General features: G+C 62.3%; 14 protein-coding genes. 12 read left to right on the forward strand and 2 right to left on the reverse strand.

All coding sequences use genetic code 11. The features are described 5' to 3' along the window. Window positions 1-396: hypothetical protein (locus IWX77_RS15280; RefSeq protein WP_327012240.1), on the forward strand; the 396-nt coding region annotated here is incomplete at its 5' end. Window positions 397-1,034: 638 nt separating this feature from the next. Here the strand turns inward: IWX77_RS15280 and IWX77_RS15285 are convergent. After that, entirely contained in the window at window positions 1,035-1,688 is a 654-nt protein-coding gene (locus IWX77_RS15285) for a helix-turn-helix domain-containing protein (RefSeq protein ID WP_327012241.1), read from the reverse strand. 86 nt (window positions 1,689-1,774) lie between these two features. Between IWX77_RS15285 and IWX77_RS15290 the strand changes: the two genes are divergently transcribed. The 3 genes from IWX77_RS15290 (at window position 1,775) to IWX77_RS15300 (ending at window position 3,130) form a co-directional block, all read left to right on the forward strand. Further along, window positions 1,775-2,104, forward strand: a complete 330-nt coding sequence (locus tag IWX77_RS15290) for a hypothetical protein (RefSeq protein WP_196845415.1) — start codon at window positions 1,775-1,777, stop codon at window positions 2,102-2,104. A gap of 169 nt (window positions 2,105-2,273) precedes the next feature. Continuing rightward, a complete protein-coding gene (locus tag IWX77_RS15295; protein ID WP_196845416.1) occupies window positions 2,274-2,531 on the forward strand; it encodes a hypothetical protein in 258 nt (85 codons plus the stop codon). A 458-nt stretch (window positions 2,532-2,989) separates the two neighbouring features. Then, the gene (locus tag IWX77_RS15300; RefSeq protein WP_196845417.1) at window positions 2,990-3,130 is read left to right on the forward strand and encodes a hypothetical protein; all 141 of its coding nucleotides are present in this window, start codon (window positions 2,990-2,992) and stop codon (window positions 3,128-3,130) included. Window positions 3,131-3,363: 233 nt separating this feature from the next. Here the strand turns inward: IWX77_RS15300 and IWX77_RS15305 are convergent, their stop codons facing one another. After that, a complete protein-coding gene (locus IWX77_RS15305) occupies window positions 3,364-4,152 on the reverse strand; it encodes a GAP family protein (RefSeq protein WP_196845418.1) in 789 nt (262 codons plus the stop codon). A gap of 51 nt (window positions 4,153-4,203) precedes the next feature. Between IWX77_RS15305 and IWX77_RS15310 the strand changes: the two genes are divergently transcribed. The 8 genes from IWX77_RS15310 (at window position 4,204) to IWX77_RS15345 (ending at window position 14,616) form a co-directional block, all read left to right on the forward strand. Then, window positions 4,204-4,422 carry a DUF305 domain-containing protein gene (locus IWX77_RS15310; protein ID WP_196845419.1) on the forward strand — a complete coding sequence of 73 codons (219 nt, stop codon included), beginning with the start codon at window positions 4,204-4,206 and terminating at the stop codon, window positions 4,420-4,422. Window positions 4,423-4,523: 101 nt separating this feature from the next. After that, complete coding sequence (locus tag IWX77_RS15315) at window positions 4,524-6,263, forward strand: FAD-binding protein (RefSeq protein ID WP_196845420.1); 1,740 nt, start codon at window positions 4,524-4,526, stop codon at window positions 6,261-6,263. A gap of 1,412 nt (window positions 6,264-7,675) precedes the next feature. Beyond that, the gene (locus tag IWX77_RS15320) at window positions 7,676-8,077 is read left to right on the forward strand and encodes an FAD-dependent oxidoreductase (protein WP_327012242.1); all 402 of its coding nucleotides are present in this window, start codon (window positions 7,676-7,678) and stop codon (window positions 8,075-8,077) included. Window positions 8,078-8,259: 182 nt separating this feature from the next. Next, entirely contained in the window at window positions 8,260-8,955 is a 696-nt protein-coding gene (locus tag IWX77_RS15325; protein WP_196845421.1) for a haloacid dehalogenase type II, read from the forward strand. Between the two features lie 379 nt (window positions 8,956-9,334). Further along, window positions 9,335-10,705 carry an NAD-dependent succinate-semialdehyde dehydrogenase gene (locus tag IWX77_RS15330; protein WP_196845422.1) on the forward strand — a complete coding sequence of 457 codons (1,371 nt, stop codon included), beginning with the start codon at window positions 9,335-9,337 and terminating at the stop codon, window positions 10,703-10,705. A 451-nt stretch (window positions 10,706-11,156) separates the two neighbouring features. Continuing rightward, window positions 11,157-13,634 (forward strand): molybdopterin oxidoreductase family protein, encoded by a 2,478-nt coding sequence (locus tag IWX77_RS15335; RefSeq protein ID WP_196845423.1) that lies wholly within the window; start codon window positions 11,157-11,159, stop codon window positions 13,632-13,634. After that, complete coding sequence (locus tag IWX77_RS15340; RefSeq protein WP_196845424.1) at window positions 13,631-14,089, forward strand: hypothetical protein; 459 nt, start codon at window positions 13,631-13,633, stop codon at window positions 14,087-14,089. The genes IWX77_RS15335 and IWX77_RS15340 overlap by 4 nt, the downstream gene beginning before the upstream one ends. Continuing rightward, a complete protein-coding gene (locus IWX77_RS15345; RefSeq protein ID WP_196845425.1) occupies window positions 14,086-14,616 on the forward strand; it encodes an HPP family protein in 531 nt (176 codons plus the stop codon). The genes IWX77_RS15340 and IWX77_RS15345 overlap by 4 nt, the downstream gene beginning before the upstream one ends. Window positions 14,617-14,845: the final 229 nt, after the last annotated feature.

Raw genomic sequence — 14,845 nt, forward strand, 5'->3', positions numbered from 1 at the left:
GTGATGCTGTCGACAGCAGACGCTTACCGCACGGTGGTTATCGCAAGTGGGTGCGTTGACCGTGGCTCAACTGAAACGTCAGAATCTGATCCGCATCGAACGCAACGTGTTACGGAAAGAAGCACAACGATGAACCCGTCCTTGCAGATCCTTGGACTGCTTCTCCTCTCCGCTCCGACAGTGGTCGTCGTCGTTTTCCTAATCGTCACGCTGCGGCGACTGAAGGGCGTCAAGGGCGAAGTTAGCCAGCTTCGAGCCGACCTTGAGCGCGAACAACAGAAAAAGCACGTTGACCTAATCCGTGCCCCGCCGGGTTGGATCTTCGCGTCCTCGTCCTCGTTCTCGTCGTCGTCGCATCGTGTCTTGATGGATGATCCCGAAGGCGAGACCTCGTAAGCCGAGGAGTACACCGGTGACGATGAGCCCGATGATGAAATGTTGTGGATCTCCCGCTCGAGCTGCGCCGAGAGAAATTTGTATGAGGCACCAGAGGAAGAGCGCGGATATCAGAACGGTACTTGCGAGGCCGGCTACGCGTCCTCGGCCGCACCTATGGGATTCGCTCACGAGTTGCTCCTTCGACCGGGACCCTCCGCCCAAGTGACCAGAGTCAGCGTATCTCCTCAACTGGGTGCTGGCGCGGGCGTGTTTGTCTGTCACTGCTCGTGTCCGCCATCAGCTCCCTGACCCGAAGTTTCATCCCGTGGGGCTGAAAGGACTGGGCAGCCGGGGACGGGAGCGCCCAAAGCGTATTTCGCCGACCAAATAAAGTTGATGATGCTGGCCGCAAATCCGATCAAGAAAAACGGGAACATCGGATAATCCCAAACGAGCGAGCCGATGAGACCCACCATGGAGGTGAGAAGAACGGCAAGGAGTATTCGTCGGCCCATCGAAAGTCTTCGCCACCACGTCATTAGTTCATGATGTAATCGCGTGCGCCAAACGTCTACCCGTTGCGCCCGCGATTTGTGGCCCGCAGTGATGGGATACGGGCCCCGTCTTGACAGAGGAACCTTTATTGAGAGGCCCTATTACGGCCGAGTTGGCGCGGCTCGCGTTTTTTCAGTGACGATTTCGCTAATTCGCCAGGAGCCTGTGGCTGATTTTCGTCGTGCTCGGATCTGCTGTCTGTTTCTGGAGAGCGGGTAGTCCTTTTGTAGCCGCGGTTCAAGGTAAATTCTGCTCACGGAGACCAGAATCATGTAGCCGCCTATCCAATAGGCGAGGAACACGGTGACACCGTACGTGGGCACAGTGATAGTCGCGAGGGTGAGGACGACACCGATTCCGATATAGAGCCAGCGCCACGCCTTCTCAATGCGTTCACGGGCCGCTTGCTGTTCTTCGGCTCGGGATTCCCAAGACTCGACCCGGTCACGAAGCGATGAATCATTGATCTCGGCAAAGAGGCCGCGCACAGAAACTCGCAAGGCGCCAGCGATTAAAGACAGAGTCTCGAGGCTCGCATCCTGGCCGGCTTCAAGGCGTTGGATGGTTCTTATTCCGAGGCCTGCTTCGACCGCCAGCCTTTCTTGGGTACACCCCTGTTCCTGCCTTAGCTGCACGATGCGCGTTATGTTCATGGCTTGAATAGTGGCATGCGGTCTCCGCCAGCACAACGTCACAACGCCGCCAGTAAGCCGCCACATGCCCGCCGCACGTTCGATTGCCCAAACGTCGGTCACGGCGCATTGCGCGGTCGGCTGATCGTCTACCCCTGTGTGACTAAAAAACTTTCCAGGAACATCAGAGTGCTGTCACACTCTTTGACGTGACGACTAATTCAGATGAAGACAAGCCAAAAAAAGTGCTGCTCTGGATCGGTGTACTTTCGATCCTGGGCCCGACGTTCACCGCACTGGGGCAAATTTTGATCGGGGTGTCTTCGGGTTTCAACACGGCGAATATTGCTCTTATTGTCTTGAGTACGCTTCTGGTGCTTACGGCCGGGCTCCTCATGTTGCGGTATGCCCGAGCCGCCAAGAAAAACCAGAAGGCGATGTATCAACCGCTGAAACCGATACTTCAGAGCAGAGGGTCACGTCGGATGGCTCCCTTGGGAGCGGTGTTGGCCACGCTGCCTCAATTTATGGCCACCTAATGTCTTGTAACAGACGTGTGCCGGAACTGGCGCGTGCACGTCGTGCGTGCAGCACCTTGAGCTCTGTAGGTGTTGTCGAGGACAGGAAATTGTGGCAAAACCGTATAGTGGGGCGCACCGCATCTCGCGGCCGGCACCTTCCGCCGATCAAGTCCAGATTGGGAATGCCGTGAACTTTGATGTTACAAAGCCGTCTGCTCGTGACCGGCTGTTCCAACTCGTCCTCGTGACAATCGCCATGGCGTTGGCTCCGATCGGTGTCATCATTTCGACCATCGGCGCGGTGTCCGTTGCGTCGGATGGGAAGAATCCCGGAGGGGCGATCTTCTTCGCTGTTATGTGCCTGCTGGCTGGCGTGTTTGCCGTGGCGAGATTCCGTAGCCTCCGATCTGGACGCTATGGAAAGAACCCCGACGATTCTGAGTAAAGCCGATTGTGTGGAGTCAGCCGCCTTCCGGGTTGCTGGTGCAACGCGATTGACGGCTCGCTGTGGTTAGAGGCAATAGCTGGGCCACGGTGCCTGCTTCAACGATCCGAAGAACTTGTGGCAAATACGAGAATGATTAGCGGTTCCATTAACCCGGCTACAGCAACGTCCCTGGCGGCAGTCTCTAAACGATGACTGGGACCGCCTTGTCAACGCCGCTGAGAGGAATTCGTGCTGGCCACGAGGAGTCGATAGCAACCCTGATCATCGACGGTGTAGAGCTCTAACGTCCCGTGTTGTATCGGGTGACTAAACCGGCACATGGAGTCCCTACGCGGGCCAAATCGTGACGCTCATCATCCATGCCGTCGACGCATCCGAAAGCGCGAGATAGCGATGTAAAGAATCGAACCGTTATCGCCCAGATTCAATTTCAACAAGACATGAGGAGGACTTGGGTGGCGGCCACACTGGCATTAGCCCGCGCACGCAACCCGGAACGATTCAGCACCGATCAAATGCCGCAGATCCTCGTCGTTTCCGACGCCGCTTGGATCAACAAACCCGCCGACAATACCGAGGTCAAACTAGCCGCCTAACTCCCGTTGGCCTCATTCGGCTTGACGGTGGTGATGGCGGGGAGCAGGGATGACTACGCCCGTGCCATGGGCCCGTTCGTCGGATTGAAACGACCTGAGGCGACCACTTCGGACTAAAGCGTTCGAGGGTTGCATGCCGATCCCCTACCGGACGTGTGACTCTGTGCTTTCGTTCGCGTGTGGCTTGATGTGCTCTGGCCGGGGTGTTCGGGTTGCCGTGTTGCTTCACGGGTTCAGCCCCAGTTGGAGGGTTCAACCGCCGAGGACGCCGCGTTCCCCCAGCACTCGGACGGCATCCAATACCAGCAGGAACCCGATGATCCCGATGACCCAGCCCAGTGCCCAGCGGTGCGACGCGCTACCCAGACCCGCATCCGGGTCAGCGGCGGTTCGAGCCGGCGCCCTGCTACCAGCAGCACAAGGTCGGGGGCCAGCATGACCAGGACGTATCCGGTCAGGATGGCCGCTCTGCTCGTGAACGACACGTTCGCGGTCGTGATGATTCCAATTGCAGCCAGGTCGGGCAGCATCGATGCCGCCTCCACCATCTCGGTACCAAGTGTTGAAGTTATCAACGCACCAGCCGTGGCGTGCTCGCCCAAGGCGGCCTCGCGCCAGCGTTCCAGTTGGGTTGCGCGCCCACCGCGGGTGGTCCTGCGGTGAGCGATCGGCTTGGCGTCGTATCGGAAGCTGAGCGCGAACAGGCCGACCCCGACCACGGCCTGGACGACGGACGCTGGCGTGCTTGAGAGTGCATCGCCGGCCCCGGACAGTGCAGTGCGCGCCCAGGTGGCACCGCCGAGCAGCGCCAGTCCCAGCAGAAGGTAGAACACCCCGATCGTGGCCAGATAGAGGCCAATGCGACCCGCCCGTCCCCGGGGCTGGACCAGCAGGACCAGCGGCATGACCAGCGTTCCGAAACTGGTCGAGTCCACTAACGCCAACGCCACCAAGCCCAGCAAGACGGCCAGATCCACGTAGGTCCCCCCGTTACCTTGTTCGGCGTGTGCAATCGCGGTCACGCCGCCGGCCCCACCCACGCGCCGGGTCGACGACGCCAGGGCTTGCGAGCCGTGAGCAGCTCCTGGAACTCTCCAGCCGGCAGGGGGGTGGAGGTCGAGCGGCTCTTCCTCGCGTTTATGATCGCCCACCACGAAGGCGGCGTCGACACGGCCGAGGCGATTGTCGGGCGAAGCACGAATCGCGCGGTTCTCGACCTCGCAGACAGCATCGTGAAGGCCCTGTCAATCGAGATCACGCTGATATGGAAGATGCTCGGCGCACGCGGCTGACACCCCGCGTGATCGGGGCAAAAGCCCAGCAACGCGAGCTAACGTGGCGGAGCCAGCCGCGTTCGGCATGGCTTCGTATTGTTGCCCCGGGAAGGCCTCTCATGCCAAACGACACCGTCACCGGTCGCCGTATTTCGACCTCCGTGCTCGTCATCGGCACCGGAGGTTCGGGCCTGCGGGCCGCGATCGAGCTGTCCGAGCGCGGAGTTGACGTTCTTGCCGTCGGTAAGCGCCCCAAGAACGACGCACACACGTCGCTGGCAGCGGGCGGGATCAACGCAGCCCTGGCCACGATGGATTCCGAAGACAGCTGGCAGCAGCACGCAGCAGACACCATCCAGGAGAGCTACTTTCTCGCCAATCCACACACGGCCGAGATTGTGACGAAGAACGCTGGCCGCGGCATCCAGGACCTCGAGCGCTGGGGCATGCCGTTCGCGCGCGAGAGTGACGGGCGTATCAGCCAGCGTTATTTCGGCGCCCATAAGTACCGTCGCACCGCTTTCGCGGGGGACTATACGGGTCTCGAGATTCAACGTACCCTGGTCGCCCGGGCCGCCCAGCTTGAGGTGCCCATCCTGGATTCGGTGTACATCACCCGCATCCTGGTGCGTGACAACGTGGTGTTCGGCGCCTATGGCTTCGACCTGCGCAACGGCAGCCGGGTGACGATCATCGCCGACGCAGTCATCATTGCTGCTGGCGGACACAACCGCATCTGGCGTCGTACGTCCAGCCGCCGGGACGAGAACACGGGCGACTCCTTCAAGTTGGCGGTGGATGCCGGCGGCCGGCTGCGCGACGCCGAGCTGGTTCAGTTCCACCCGAGTGGAATTCTCGAACCAGAGAATGCCGCAGGCACCCTGATCAGCGAGGCCGCCAGGGGCGAGGGCGGGGTTCTGCGGAACGCACTCGGCGAGCGGTTCATGGCCAACTACGACCCCGAGCGCATGGAATTGTCCACCCGTGACAGGGTCGCCCTTGCCGCGTACACCGAGATCAAGGAGGGGCGCGGCACCGCGAAGGGCGGCGTGCTGCTCGACATTTCCCACCTGCCCCGCGAGACGATCATGACGCGCCTGCCCCGCGTCTACCAAACCATGCTGGAATTGCAGGTACTAGACGTCACCACTACCGCCATCGAGATCGCCCCGACCGCGCACTACTCCATGGGCGGCGTGTGGGTGCGACCGGATGACCACTCCACCGATGTCGTCGGGATGTACGCCATCGGCGAGGCATCCAGCGGGCTACACGGGGCCAATCGGCTCGGCGGCAACTCGCTCATCGAGCTGCTCGTCTTCGGCCGGATTGTCGGTCAGGCTGCGGCCGAGTACAGCGCGGGGATCAGCTCCCAGAATCGATCACAGGACGCGGTCGACGCGGCCGAGCGTGAGGTGACCGACACTCTTGCCTCGGACGGGCAGGAGAATGTGCGGGCGTTGCAGCGCGACATCCGCAACACCATGACGGACTTCGGCGGAGTGGTGCGCGACGAGGCGGGGCTGCTGGAAGGGCTGCGCCAGTTGGACGACCTCGACGATCGCCAGGGCCGCATCGGAGTGCATCCGGATGTCGCGGGCTTCTCCGGCCTCGCGCATGCCTTCGACCTGCGCGCCTCCCTCATGGCCGCGCGAGCAACCCTCGCCTGCGCTCTGGAGCGTCGGGAAAGCCGCGGTGCTCACAACCGCAGTGACTTCCCTGACATGGACCCCGCCCTGCAGGTGAACCTGGTGTGGTCAGTCGACGGCTCGATCGCGCACGAGCAGATCCCGCCGGTGCGAGCCGAGATCGCGGCACTCATGGAAGACGTCACCCAGGCCGGCAAGTTGCTCGAGTAGTAAGAAGCAAGGCGGGACAACCGCCATCACCTCCTGTGCACCCCTGCTCTGCCGGATGCCCACCCGAGCAGGGGCGCCCAGGCCGCTCAGCCTCGATTTACCGGTCGAGTTGAGAGAATAGCGGCACGTTAAGCAGAGAATGCACTTTTGATCAGGGTAAATAGTGTTTACCACCATAACTATTCACCAATCAAGAGGACATCTCTTAGATGCAACTTTTCTATTGATCCACGTCGTTGTCTGCGACCTTTGACGACACGAATCTCGTGTCGGCCGCAGGCCTGGTGCTGGCGATAGCTTTGGCCGCGAAAACCGGACTCGGTGAGCTCGCTGGCGTGCAGTCGCAAGGCCGGAACCTTCATCGACTCAACCTCATCCGCTACAACCGCACCATCGAGCTCCCCACGCTGAGTCCCTCTCCGCCTTGGTAGGAGCCACGATTCATCCCGGCCTTGTCGTGTCAGGTCGTCCTGCACGCCCGAGCGAAACTGACCCGCTAAGGGTTCGGTTTACGGGCACGAACTGGACGGACAACAATTCGACGTGCCAGGCTCATCCAGAGAGCCAACGTGATGCCTCCCGCAAAGATCAACACCCCGAGCACGCGAAGTGGAAGGGCATCGGCTGACGGTGCGGGACGGGGCCGTCTCCATCGGGGCACAGCATGAATGTGTGTCACGAGATTCTCGTTTCGGATCCCAGATCTTTCGAGAACGCGGCTCGAGCCAGTAGCGCCAAAAAACGGCCATCATCGTCGCGATTCACAAACCCGTGGAATCAGCCTCGCCACCGCTGGCTACGAGAAAGGTGAGCGTAAGTAGTGAACCGGGGTCAAGCGATTGCAGGGATAATGGGCGATGCTGAAGTAGGGGCTACCGACGAGGACGTGGGTGCGGTTGATGAGGTTGCTACGAAAGGTCATGCCGAGAACGGCGGGTAGTACCGCGATAATTTTAGGTGTGCTTCTCGGCATTGGCGGAGGAGTGATGATTGCTTATCCGCCGTTGAGCATTCCTGGCGCTCTCGTTCTCGTGCCTGCCACCCTCCTCATCTCGGTCGGTTCTGTTTGGTTGCTCCGGCGTGACTGGAGCGAGCCCTGGCCGCCAGACGTGAGACCTGATCTGGCCAAGCAGCTCCGGCTTCGGAGAATTTTTCTGATCGCCAATAGTGTCTTACTTCCCGTAGCTCTCGCCTACGGGGTGTATTCCGCATTCGTGGGAGCGTGGTGGATGCTCGCGTACGCGCTTTTTCTTAGCTTCAATGCTGTATACAGCCTGGTCGTCTACCGAAAGCTTGCAGACACCACGACCACAATACCGAGCGCGCCGGCCACGGAAGAACAGCTCCCAAACCGGGGGGAACAGGACTCATCATAAGAATGCCGACTGTCCGAGATATCCGCAGACCGATTGGTGAAGGGCGGCAAACGCCTGGCTGCGGTGGAGGCCGAGTTGATCGGCGGCGAATGCGCCTACTGGGCATGCATTCCGTCCAAGACTCTCCTTCGAGCCACGAATCTGCTGGAGATCCCGGGCCAAGCGGTGATCCTCGGCGGCGGCGCGCGGGGGGTGGAACCGGGCACCGGCCGTCGTCCCCGAACCGACGGGCTCGGGCTGGAAAGCGCTGGGGTCACCCTCGACGAGCGCGGAGCAACCCTGGTCGACGAGTCGTGCCGCGCCGCGCCCGGCATCTGGGCTATCGGCGATGTAAACGCGATCATGACATTCACCCACGTCGGTATGTACCAGGGCCGCATCGTGGCCGACACCATCCTCGGACGCCGACAGCGACCTGCTCCTCGGCGCCTGAACTGAAGGCCCAAGGGCCAGCGAGTGGATCCACCAAGCCGCACAGGCCATCCGAGTGCATATTGCCCTGGCCCAGCTCCGGGATTCTGTGGCGCAATTTCCCACCTATAGTGAGGCCTACTTCAAAGCCATCGAACAGCTCCACGCGTAATGCTTCATCACATGCTTCAACCTCAGAGGACTCTGCTATGAACAATCGTCCGCCGTCAGTGATCGTTTTCGATGTCAACGAAACCCTCTCGGACATGTCTCCCATGAAAGCCCGTTTCGCCGAGGTCGGCGCCCCGGCCTACCTCGCTCGGGCCTGGTTCGCCGCGCTGCTCAGGGACGGATTCGCCCTCGCCGCCGCCGGTGGAACCTCGAAATTCTCGGTGATCGGCTCCCACCTCTTGCGGGAGATGCTCCGCGACGTCGCCCTGACCCGGAGCCTCGACGATGCCGTGAACCACATCATGGACGGCTTCGCAGCGTTGAACCTGCACCCGGACATCGCGGACGGCATCCACGCGCTGAAACGTGCGGGAGTGCGCCTCGTGACCCTCTCCAACGGGTCCTCGGAGGTGGCCCGAACTTTGCTGACCAGGGCGCAACTCCACAGCGAATTCGAAGCCTTACTCACGGTGGAGGACGCCCCCGCATGGAAACCGGTCCGGGCCGCTTACGACTACGCCGCGGTTGCCTGTGGGGTCCAACCGGCCGACATCCTTTTGATTGCCGTCCATCCCTGGGATATTCACGGTGCAGCCCAGGCCGGCCTGCGGACTGGATGGTTGAACCGTGCCAACGAGACTTACCCCCGCTACTTCGCGGCACCGGACTACACGGCCCGCACTCTGAGCGAACTGGCCATCCAGCTCGGACACGACCAAGGGCCGGCTGAATAATACGTATATTCCCTGGCGAGAATGTCTTTCATCAGTCATTTCCGTTTACGGAAGGCTCCATTTTTTCCTTTTTTCAGTTAGCTCCGGGGACCCTGAGGAAAAAACATGCGGTGCGTCTGCACGGGAACTCGGGCTATCGCTGTGTTCGTTCTCAATGCCCGTCATTTGACACAGGCATGGTGTGGTGAGAGGCATCTCGTAAGTGACGGACATCGGGTGAGGTCGCGCTCAGTTTCTGACACCTCAGGAGATGAGTGCACGCAAATGGTTTCCCCCAAGCCCTGACTGCGGCAGACTGTAATGACACGAGCGTGGCGCTGCTTGTGCACTACTGGCCCCATTCTCGATCGGCATCAGCGAAGAAACGTGTGGAGAGATCATGAACAAATATGCAGTCACGAACCCCGCCACCGGGGCCAGCGGACAAAGCTTTGCCCTGGCAACGGACGCTGAGGTGACCGACGCCATCGGGGCCGCAGATCGTGCCCACAGTGAGTTCTCTCGCCGCACCTCGGTGGCCGAACGAGCAGCCCTCATGCAGCGTGTTGCGGAGCTGCACTCCGAGCGCCGGGAGCACCTGGCCAACCTCATCGTGCGGGAGATGGGCAAGCCCCTCGAGCAGGCCCTGGGCGAGGTCGACTTCTCAGCGGACATCTACGGGTACTACGCCACCCACGGCGAGGCCTTCCTTGCCGACGAACCGATCGAGCTGCTCGGCGGTGAGGGTTCGGCGTTCATGCGCAACACCTCCCTGGGCGTGCTTCTCGGAATCATGCCATGGAACTTCCCGTACTACCAGGTCGCCCGCTTCGCCGGCCCGAACCTCGTGCTCGGCAACACGATCCTGCTCAAGCACGCCTCGCAGTGCCCCGAATCCGCCGCCGCCATCGAGCAGATCTTCGCGGATGCCGGCTTCCCCGCGGGTGCATACCGCAACCTCTATGCGTCGAACGCCCAGATCACAGACATCATCGCGGATCCCCGCGTGTGCGGCGTTTCGCTGACCGGTTCGGAGGGTGCCGGGGCGGCGGTCGCTGAGGTCGCCGGCCGCAACCTCAAGAAGGTCGTTCTCGAACTGGGCGGATCAGACCCGTTCATCCTGCTTAGCACCGACAACCTCGAGGAAGCCGTCGATGCGGCCGTCGCCGCTCGCCTGGACAATTCCGGCCAGGCCTGCAACGCAGCCAAGCGCTTCATCGTGATCGATGGCCTGTTCGACGCATTCGTGGAACTCTTCACAGCGAAGTTCGGCGGCAATCTGCCCGCAGACCCCACGTCGTCGGAGACGACGCTGGGCCCGCTCTCGTCGCTCGGCGCTGCTGAGAAACTCGAGGAGCAGCTCCAGCGCGCCGAGACGCAGGGGGCGACGGTTGTCCTGCACGGGCGCCGCGACGGCGCCTTCTTCTCCCCGTCGGTGCTCACCGGTGTATCCCCGCAGAGTGACGCCTACCGGGAAGAGTTCTTCGGCCCTGTGGCGGCCATCTACCGCGTGGAGAGCGAGGCCGAGGCGGTGCAGGTGGCCAACGACATCCCCTATGGCCTGGGTTCTTACCTCTTCACGACGGATGCGGAGCAGGCCCTGCGCGTCGCCGATCTGATCGAGGCTGGGATGGTCTTCATCAACGGCTCGCTCCTTGATAGCCCGGAGCTTCCCTTTGGCGGCGTGAAGAGGTCCGGCTTCGGCCGCGAGCTGGGACGCTTCGGCATCGCGGAGTTCGCCAACAAGAAGCTCATTCGCATCCTCAAGTAATTCGGGTTGGCGCGCCAATCGGCTACGCCATTGGCGCGCCAACCGTCTACGTCAGAATGCGGCGTCCGTCACGGCGAACGCGGAGTCCGCGGTTGCGGAACGCCGACTGCTGTCTGTCGGCTCCCGTTCTCGGGTGCGAAAGCAGCTCGAGCAGCCCGGTGACGCGGGGCCCGTCTTGGAACCGTCCAGCGGTTCTTCGACGCGGGGGAGAGGTCGAGCTGGGCGTCGGCGCCGGCGTCGGCTTCGGTGGTACCTGCCGCGCCCATCAGGCGACGGACGCGTCGGCCGATTCTGGCTTTTAGGAAAATCTCAAATCTGTGGTCCAGACACTTCGTCCCGCGAGACATAGGGTGCACGGTCAGAGGTTCCGTGGTGCCCAATCCTGAGACGTCAGGCTGTGCTCGGGAGTACGATCATGGGCATTCGCGCACTTCGAGGACAGGGTGGTCTCATGACGGACAGGATTGCCGACATCTGGGGGGAACGCACCCCCTTCAGCCGCGGTGAACATTGGCCGGTGCGGGTGGATCAGAAACTCGCCGACGGCATCGCAGAGGGAGACGTCGACCGGTGGGTGCAGTCCGCCTGCGTGCTGTGCAGCAACGGCTGTGCGTGCGATATCGCCGTCAAGGACGACCGGATGGTCGGGATTCGGGGTCGTGCCGTTGACCGGGTGAACCACGGTCGGTTGGGCCCGAAGGGTCTGTTCGGGAGTATCCCCGGAATGACGAGCCAGGAGCGCCTCATGCGTCCCATGATCCGTATCGCAGGTGAGTTGGTCGAGACGGACTGGGACACGGCCATGTCTCGCATCGTGGAACGCAGCAAAACGCTGCTTGCGGGGAAGGGCCCTCTCAGTCACGGCTTCTACACCAGCGGGCAACTCTTCCTGGAGGAGTATTACGCGCTGGCCGTCCTCGGGAAGGCCGGCATCGGGACACCGCACATGGATGGGAATACGCGCCTGTGTACAGCGACGGCGGCGGCGGCTATGAAGGAAACCTTCGGGTCTGACGGGCAGCCGGGCAGTTACCTCGACATCGACGACTGTGATGCCGTGTTCTTGTACGGACACAACATGGCCGAAACTCAAACCGTGCTCTGGTCCCGAATTCTTGACCGGATCGCCGGCCCGGACCGGCCGTTCATCGTCTGCGTGGACCCGCGCCTGACGGAGGTCGCCAAGGTCGCTGATGTGCACCTGCCGGTGCGGCCCGGCACGAATCAAGCCCTCATGAACGGGCTCATCCGGGAACTGTTCGTCAATGGATGGATTGACGAGGCCTGGGTGCAGGAGCACGCGGTCGGAGTCGACGAACTTCGTGCAGTCGTTGACCCGTGGACTCCGGAGAAAGTGGCGGAGACGTGCGGCGTCGACGCGGCCGACGTCCGCCACGCGGCACGGATCTTCGGCGAATCCGAGCGGGTTCTCTCGACGATTTTGCAGGGTTTCTACCAGTCCGCCCAGGCGACGGCGGCGTCGTGTCAGGTGAACAACATGCACCTCTTGCGAGGGATGATCGGCAAGCCCGGTGCCGGGATCCTGCAGATGAATGGGCAGCCGACCGCGCAGAACAACCGGGAATGCGGAGCCGACGGTGACCTCCCCGGGTTCCGCAACTGGGAGAACCCGGAGCACGTGAAGCAACTCGCGGAGTTGTGGGGAGTCGACGTCGACATGATCCCGCACTGGGCACCGCCGACCCATGCGATGCAGATCTTCCGCTATGTCGAGCAGGGCAGTATCGAGTTTCTCTGGGTGTCGGCGACGAATCCGGCGGTATCGATGCCGCAGCTGGAACGCATCCGCGAAATCCTCGATCGGGACAGTGTCTTTCTCGTCGTCCAAGACCTCTACCTCACCGAAACCGCCCAATATGCCGACGTGGTTCTCCCGGCCGCCGGCTGGGGGGAGAAAACGGGAACGTTCACGAATGTCAACCGGATAGTGCACCTGTCGGACAAGGCGGTGGAACCACCCGGTAATGCACGCTCGGACCTGGACATCTTCCTCGATTACGCCCGGCGGATGGGTTTCACGAAAAACGACGGCTCGCCGCTGCTTGGTTGGGATGGACCGGAGGACGCCTACCGGGCTTGGCAGGAATGCTCCCGGGGAAGGCCGTGCGATTACACCGGCATCAGCTACGACAAGCTCCGCGGCGGCAGCGGGATCCCGTGGCCCTGCAATGACGAGAACCCGGACGGCGTGACACGGCTGTACGGCGAAGGTGTCTTCCCGACCGAACCTGATTGCTGCGAGAGTTTCGGCCACGATCTCCTCACAGGCGCCAGCGTCGGCGAGCAGGCGTTCCGCGCCTTGGAGACCCATGGGAAGGCGGTCTTCAAGTGCGCAGATTATGCGCCGCCGCACGAGGAGCCGAGCAGCGATTACCCCTACCGTTACACCACCGGCCGCACCGCCTACCATTTCCATACGCGCACCAAGACCGCCAGATCGTGGCCGTTGAACCGGGCAGCACCAACGGCGTGGGTCGAGGTGTCGCGCACTGACGCTGAGACGCTTGGCCTTGTGGAGGGGGACATCGCCCGCGTCACGTCGCCGCGCGGCGAGATCGTTGTCCCAGTGCGTGTTGGAGACGTGCGTGAGGGGACTGTGTTCGCCCCGTTCCATTACGGCTACTTCGACGCCTCCACGCAGGTGTCGAACGGGCGCCTGTCGGCGGCGAACGAACTGACGATCACGGAGTGGGATCCGGTCTCGAAGCAGCCGTTGTTCAAAACCGCGGCCGTGCGGATCGAGAAAGTAGCCGACGCGGTCGGCCCGTCAGAGGCGCCCACAACAACGGCGTCTCGGCCTTTCACCCCCGGTACTGTACCTCCGACCGTTGGGGGTGCTGACGGGGAGGCGTCCAGCGTCGTGGACCGGGACGCCTGGACGGCGGACCGGGCGGAGGCGCTGTCATGATGTTGCCGGTTTATTTGGGGCTCTTGGAGAAGGCGGAGCGGGCGTTGGCGTCGTCGTATCGGCAGGTCGCAGAAGGGCACGGTGCGGAGCCGGACATCTACCATCTCTGTCAAACCCTGGCGAAGCAATGCGATCAGCACGAACAGGCCCTGGCAACCGTCATCGAACGGTATGGGGAGCGACCCGACGACGAGCCGGAACGGTTGCATGCGGAGGAGATGTCGGAGACACGATCTGGCCCGCTGGGGCTTCTCCGCGACCTACAGGATCTCTACCTTCTGGCGAATCTGGTCGATGTGACATGGATGATGATCAAGCAGGCAGCCCTGGGGCTGCGTGATGAACAGCTCATCCAGGTGGTGTCCGAGTGCGAGAGCCAGGTGAAAGTGCAGCTCGGTTGGCTGACGACCCGGATGAAACAAGCCGCGCCCCAAGCGTTGATCGTCGCCCAATGATTCAGCTGACTGGTCACGGCCCTCTGGAGGAGGCGCAGCAGCGTCGTGGGGGCGGCGCCGTGTATGCGGCGGTGCTCGCGGTTCTGACCCTCGCCATGACCGGGGTCGTGGGGCTTCTCCTCAAGCAGCCGTGGTTGTTCCCCAGCCTGGGTCCCACGGTGATGCTCTTCTTCGAATCACCAAAGCAGCCCGCGTCCCGGCCCCTGAATACGATCGTTGGACACCTCGTTGGTATCGCTGCCGGCCTCGTCTGCTACACCGGTTTGGGCCTGTCCGGGCATCCGTCGGCGCCGGTGGGTGGCCTCACCGTGTCCTACGTCATAGCGGGCGCGCTGGCTGTGGGGATCACGACGGCGGCATTGAGCCTTCTGAAGTTGCCTCACCCCCCGGCGGGGGCATCGACGTTGATCGTAGCCCTGGGCATCTTGCACACCCCCGCACAGTTGCTCTCCATGGTGGGCGCGGTCCTACTCATCACAGGAGCCGGATGGGCGTTCAACCGGCTCCTCCTCGGAAAACAGCAGTGACAAGGCATCACCGGCGCGACGAGGAAGAGCGCCCTCGATGACCGGTCACACGGCGGCGGTGGGCACCGCGAAAGTCCAGCGGAGTTGTCTGCGCGCTCGCCCGGGCATTCCGGTTACCCGACATGAATGAATGTGGCCTGGGGACTGCCTCAGGAGCCCTTGCTGGAACTCGTCGAAGAAGTTTTACGGCGAGACAACCTCCTAAAACACTGTGCTCCGTGTCATTGCG

It is taken from the genome of Cryobacterium sp. CAN_C2 (assembly GCF_015751745.1).
Taxonomy (GTDB): Bacteria; Actinomycetota; Actinomycetes; order Actinomycetales; family Microbacteriaceae; genus Cryobacterium.

Coding starts and splice junctions, on each gene's coding strand:
- IWX77_RS15315 (WP_196845420.1), top strand. CDS start 4,524: ATGCCAAACGACACCGTCACCGGTCGCCGTATTTCGACCTCCGTGCTC.
- IWX77_RS15325 (WP_196845421.1), top strand. CDS start 8,260: ATGAACAATCGTCCGCCGTCAGTGATCGTTTTCGATGTCAACGAAACC.
- IWX77_RS15330 (WP_196845422.1), top strand. CDS start 9,335: ATGAACAAATATGCAGTCACGAACCCCGCCACCGGGGCCAGCGGACAA.
- IWX77_RS15335 (WP_196845423.1), top strand. CDS start 11,157: ATGACGGACAGGATTGCCGACATCTGGGGGGAACGCACCCCCTTCAGC.
- IWX77_RS15340 (WP_196845424.1), top strand. CDS start 13,631: ATGATGTTGCCGGTTTATTTGGGGCTCTTGGAGAAGGCGGAGCGGGCG.
- IWX77_RS15345 (WP_196845425.1), top strand. CDS start 14,086: ATGATTCAGCTGACTGGTCACGGCCCTCTGGAGGAGGCGCAGCAGCGT.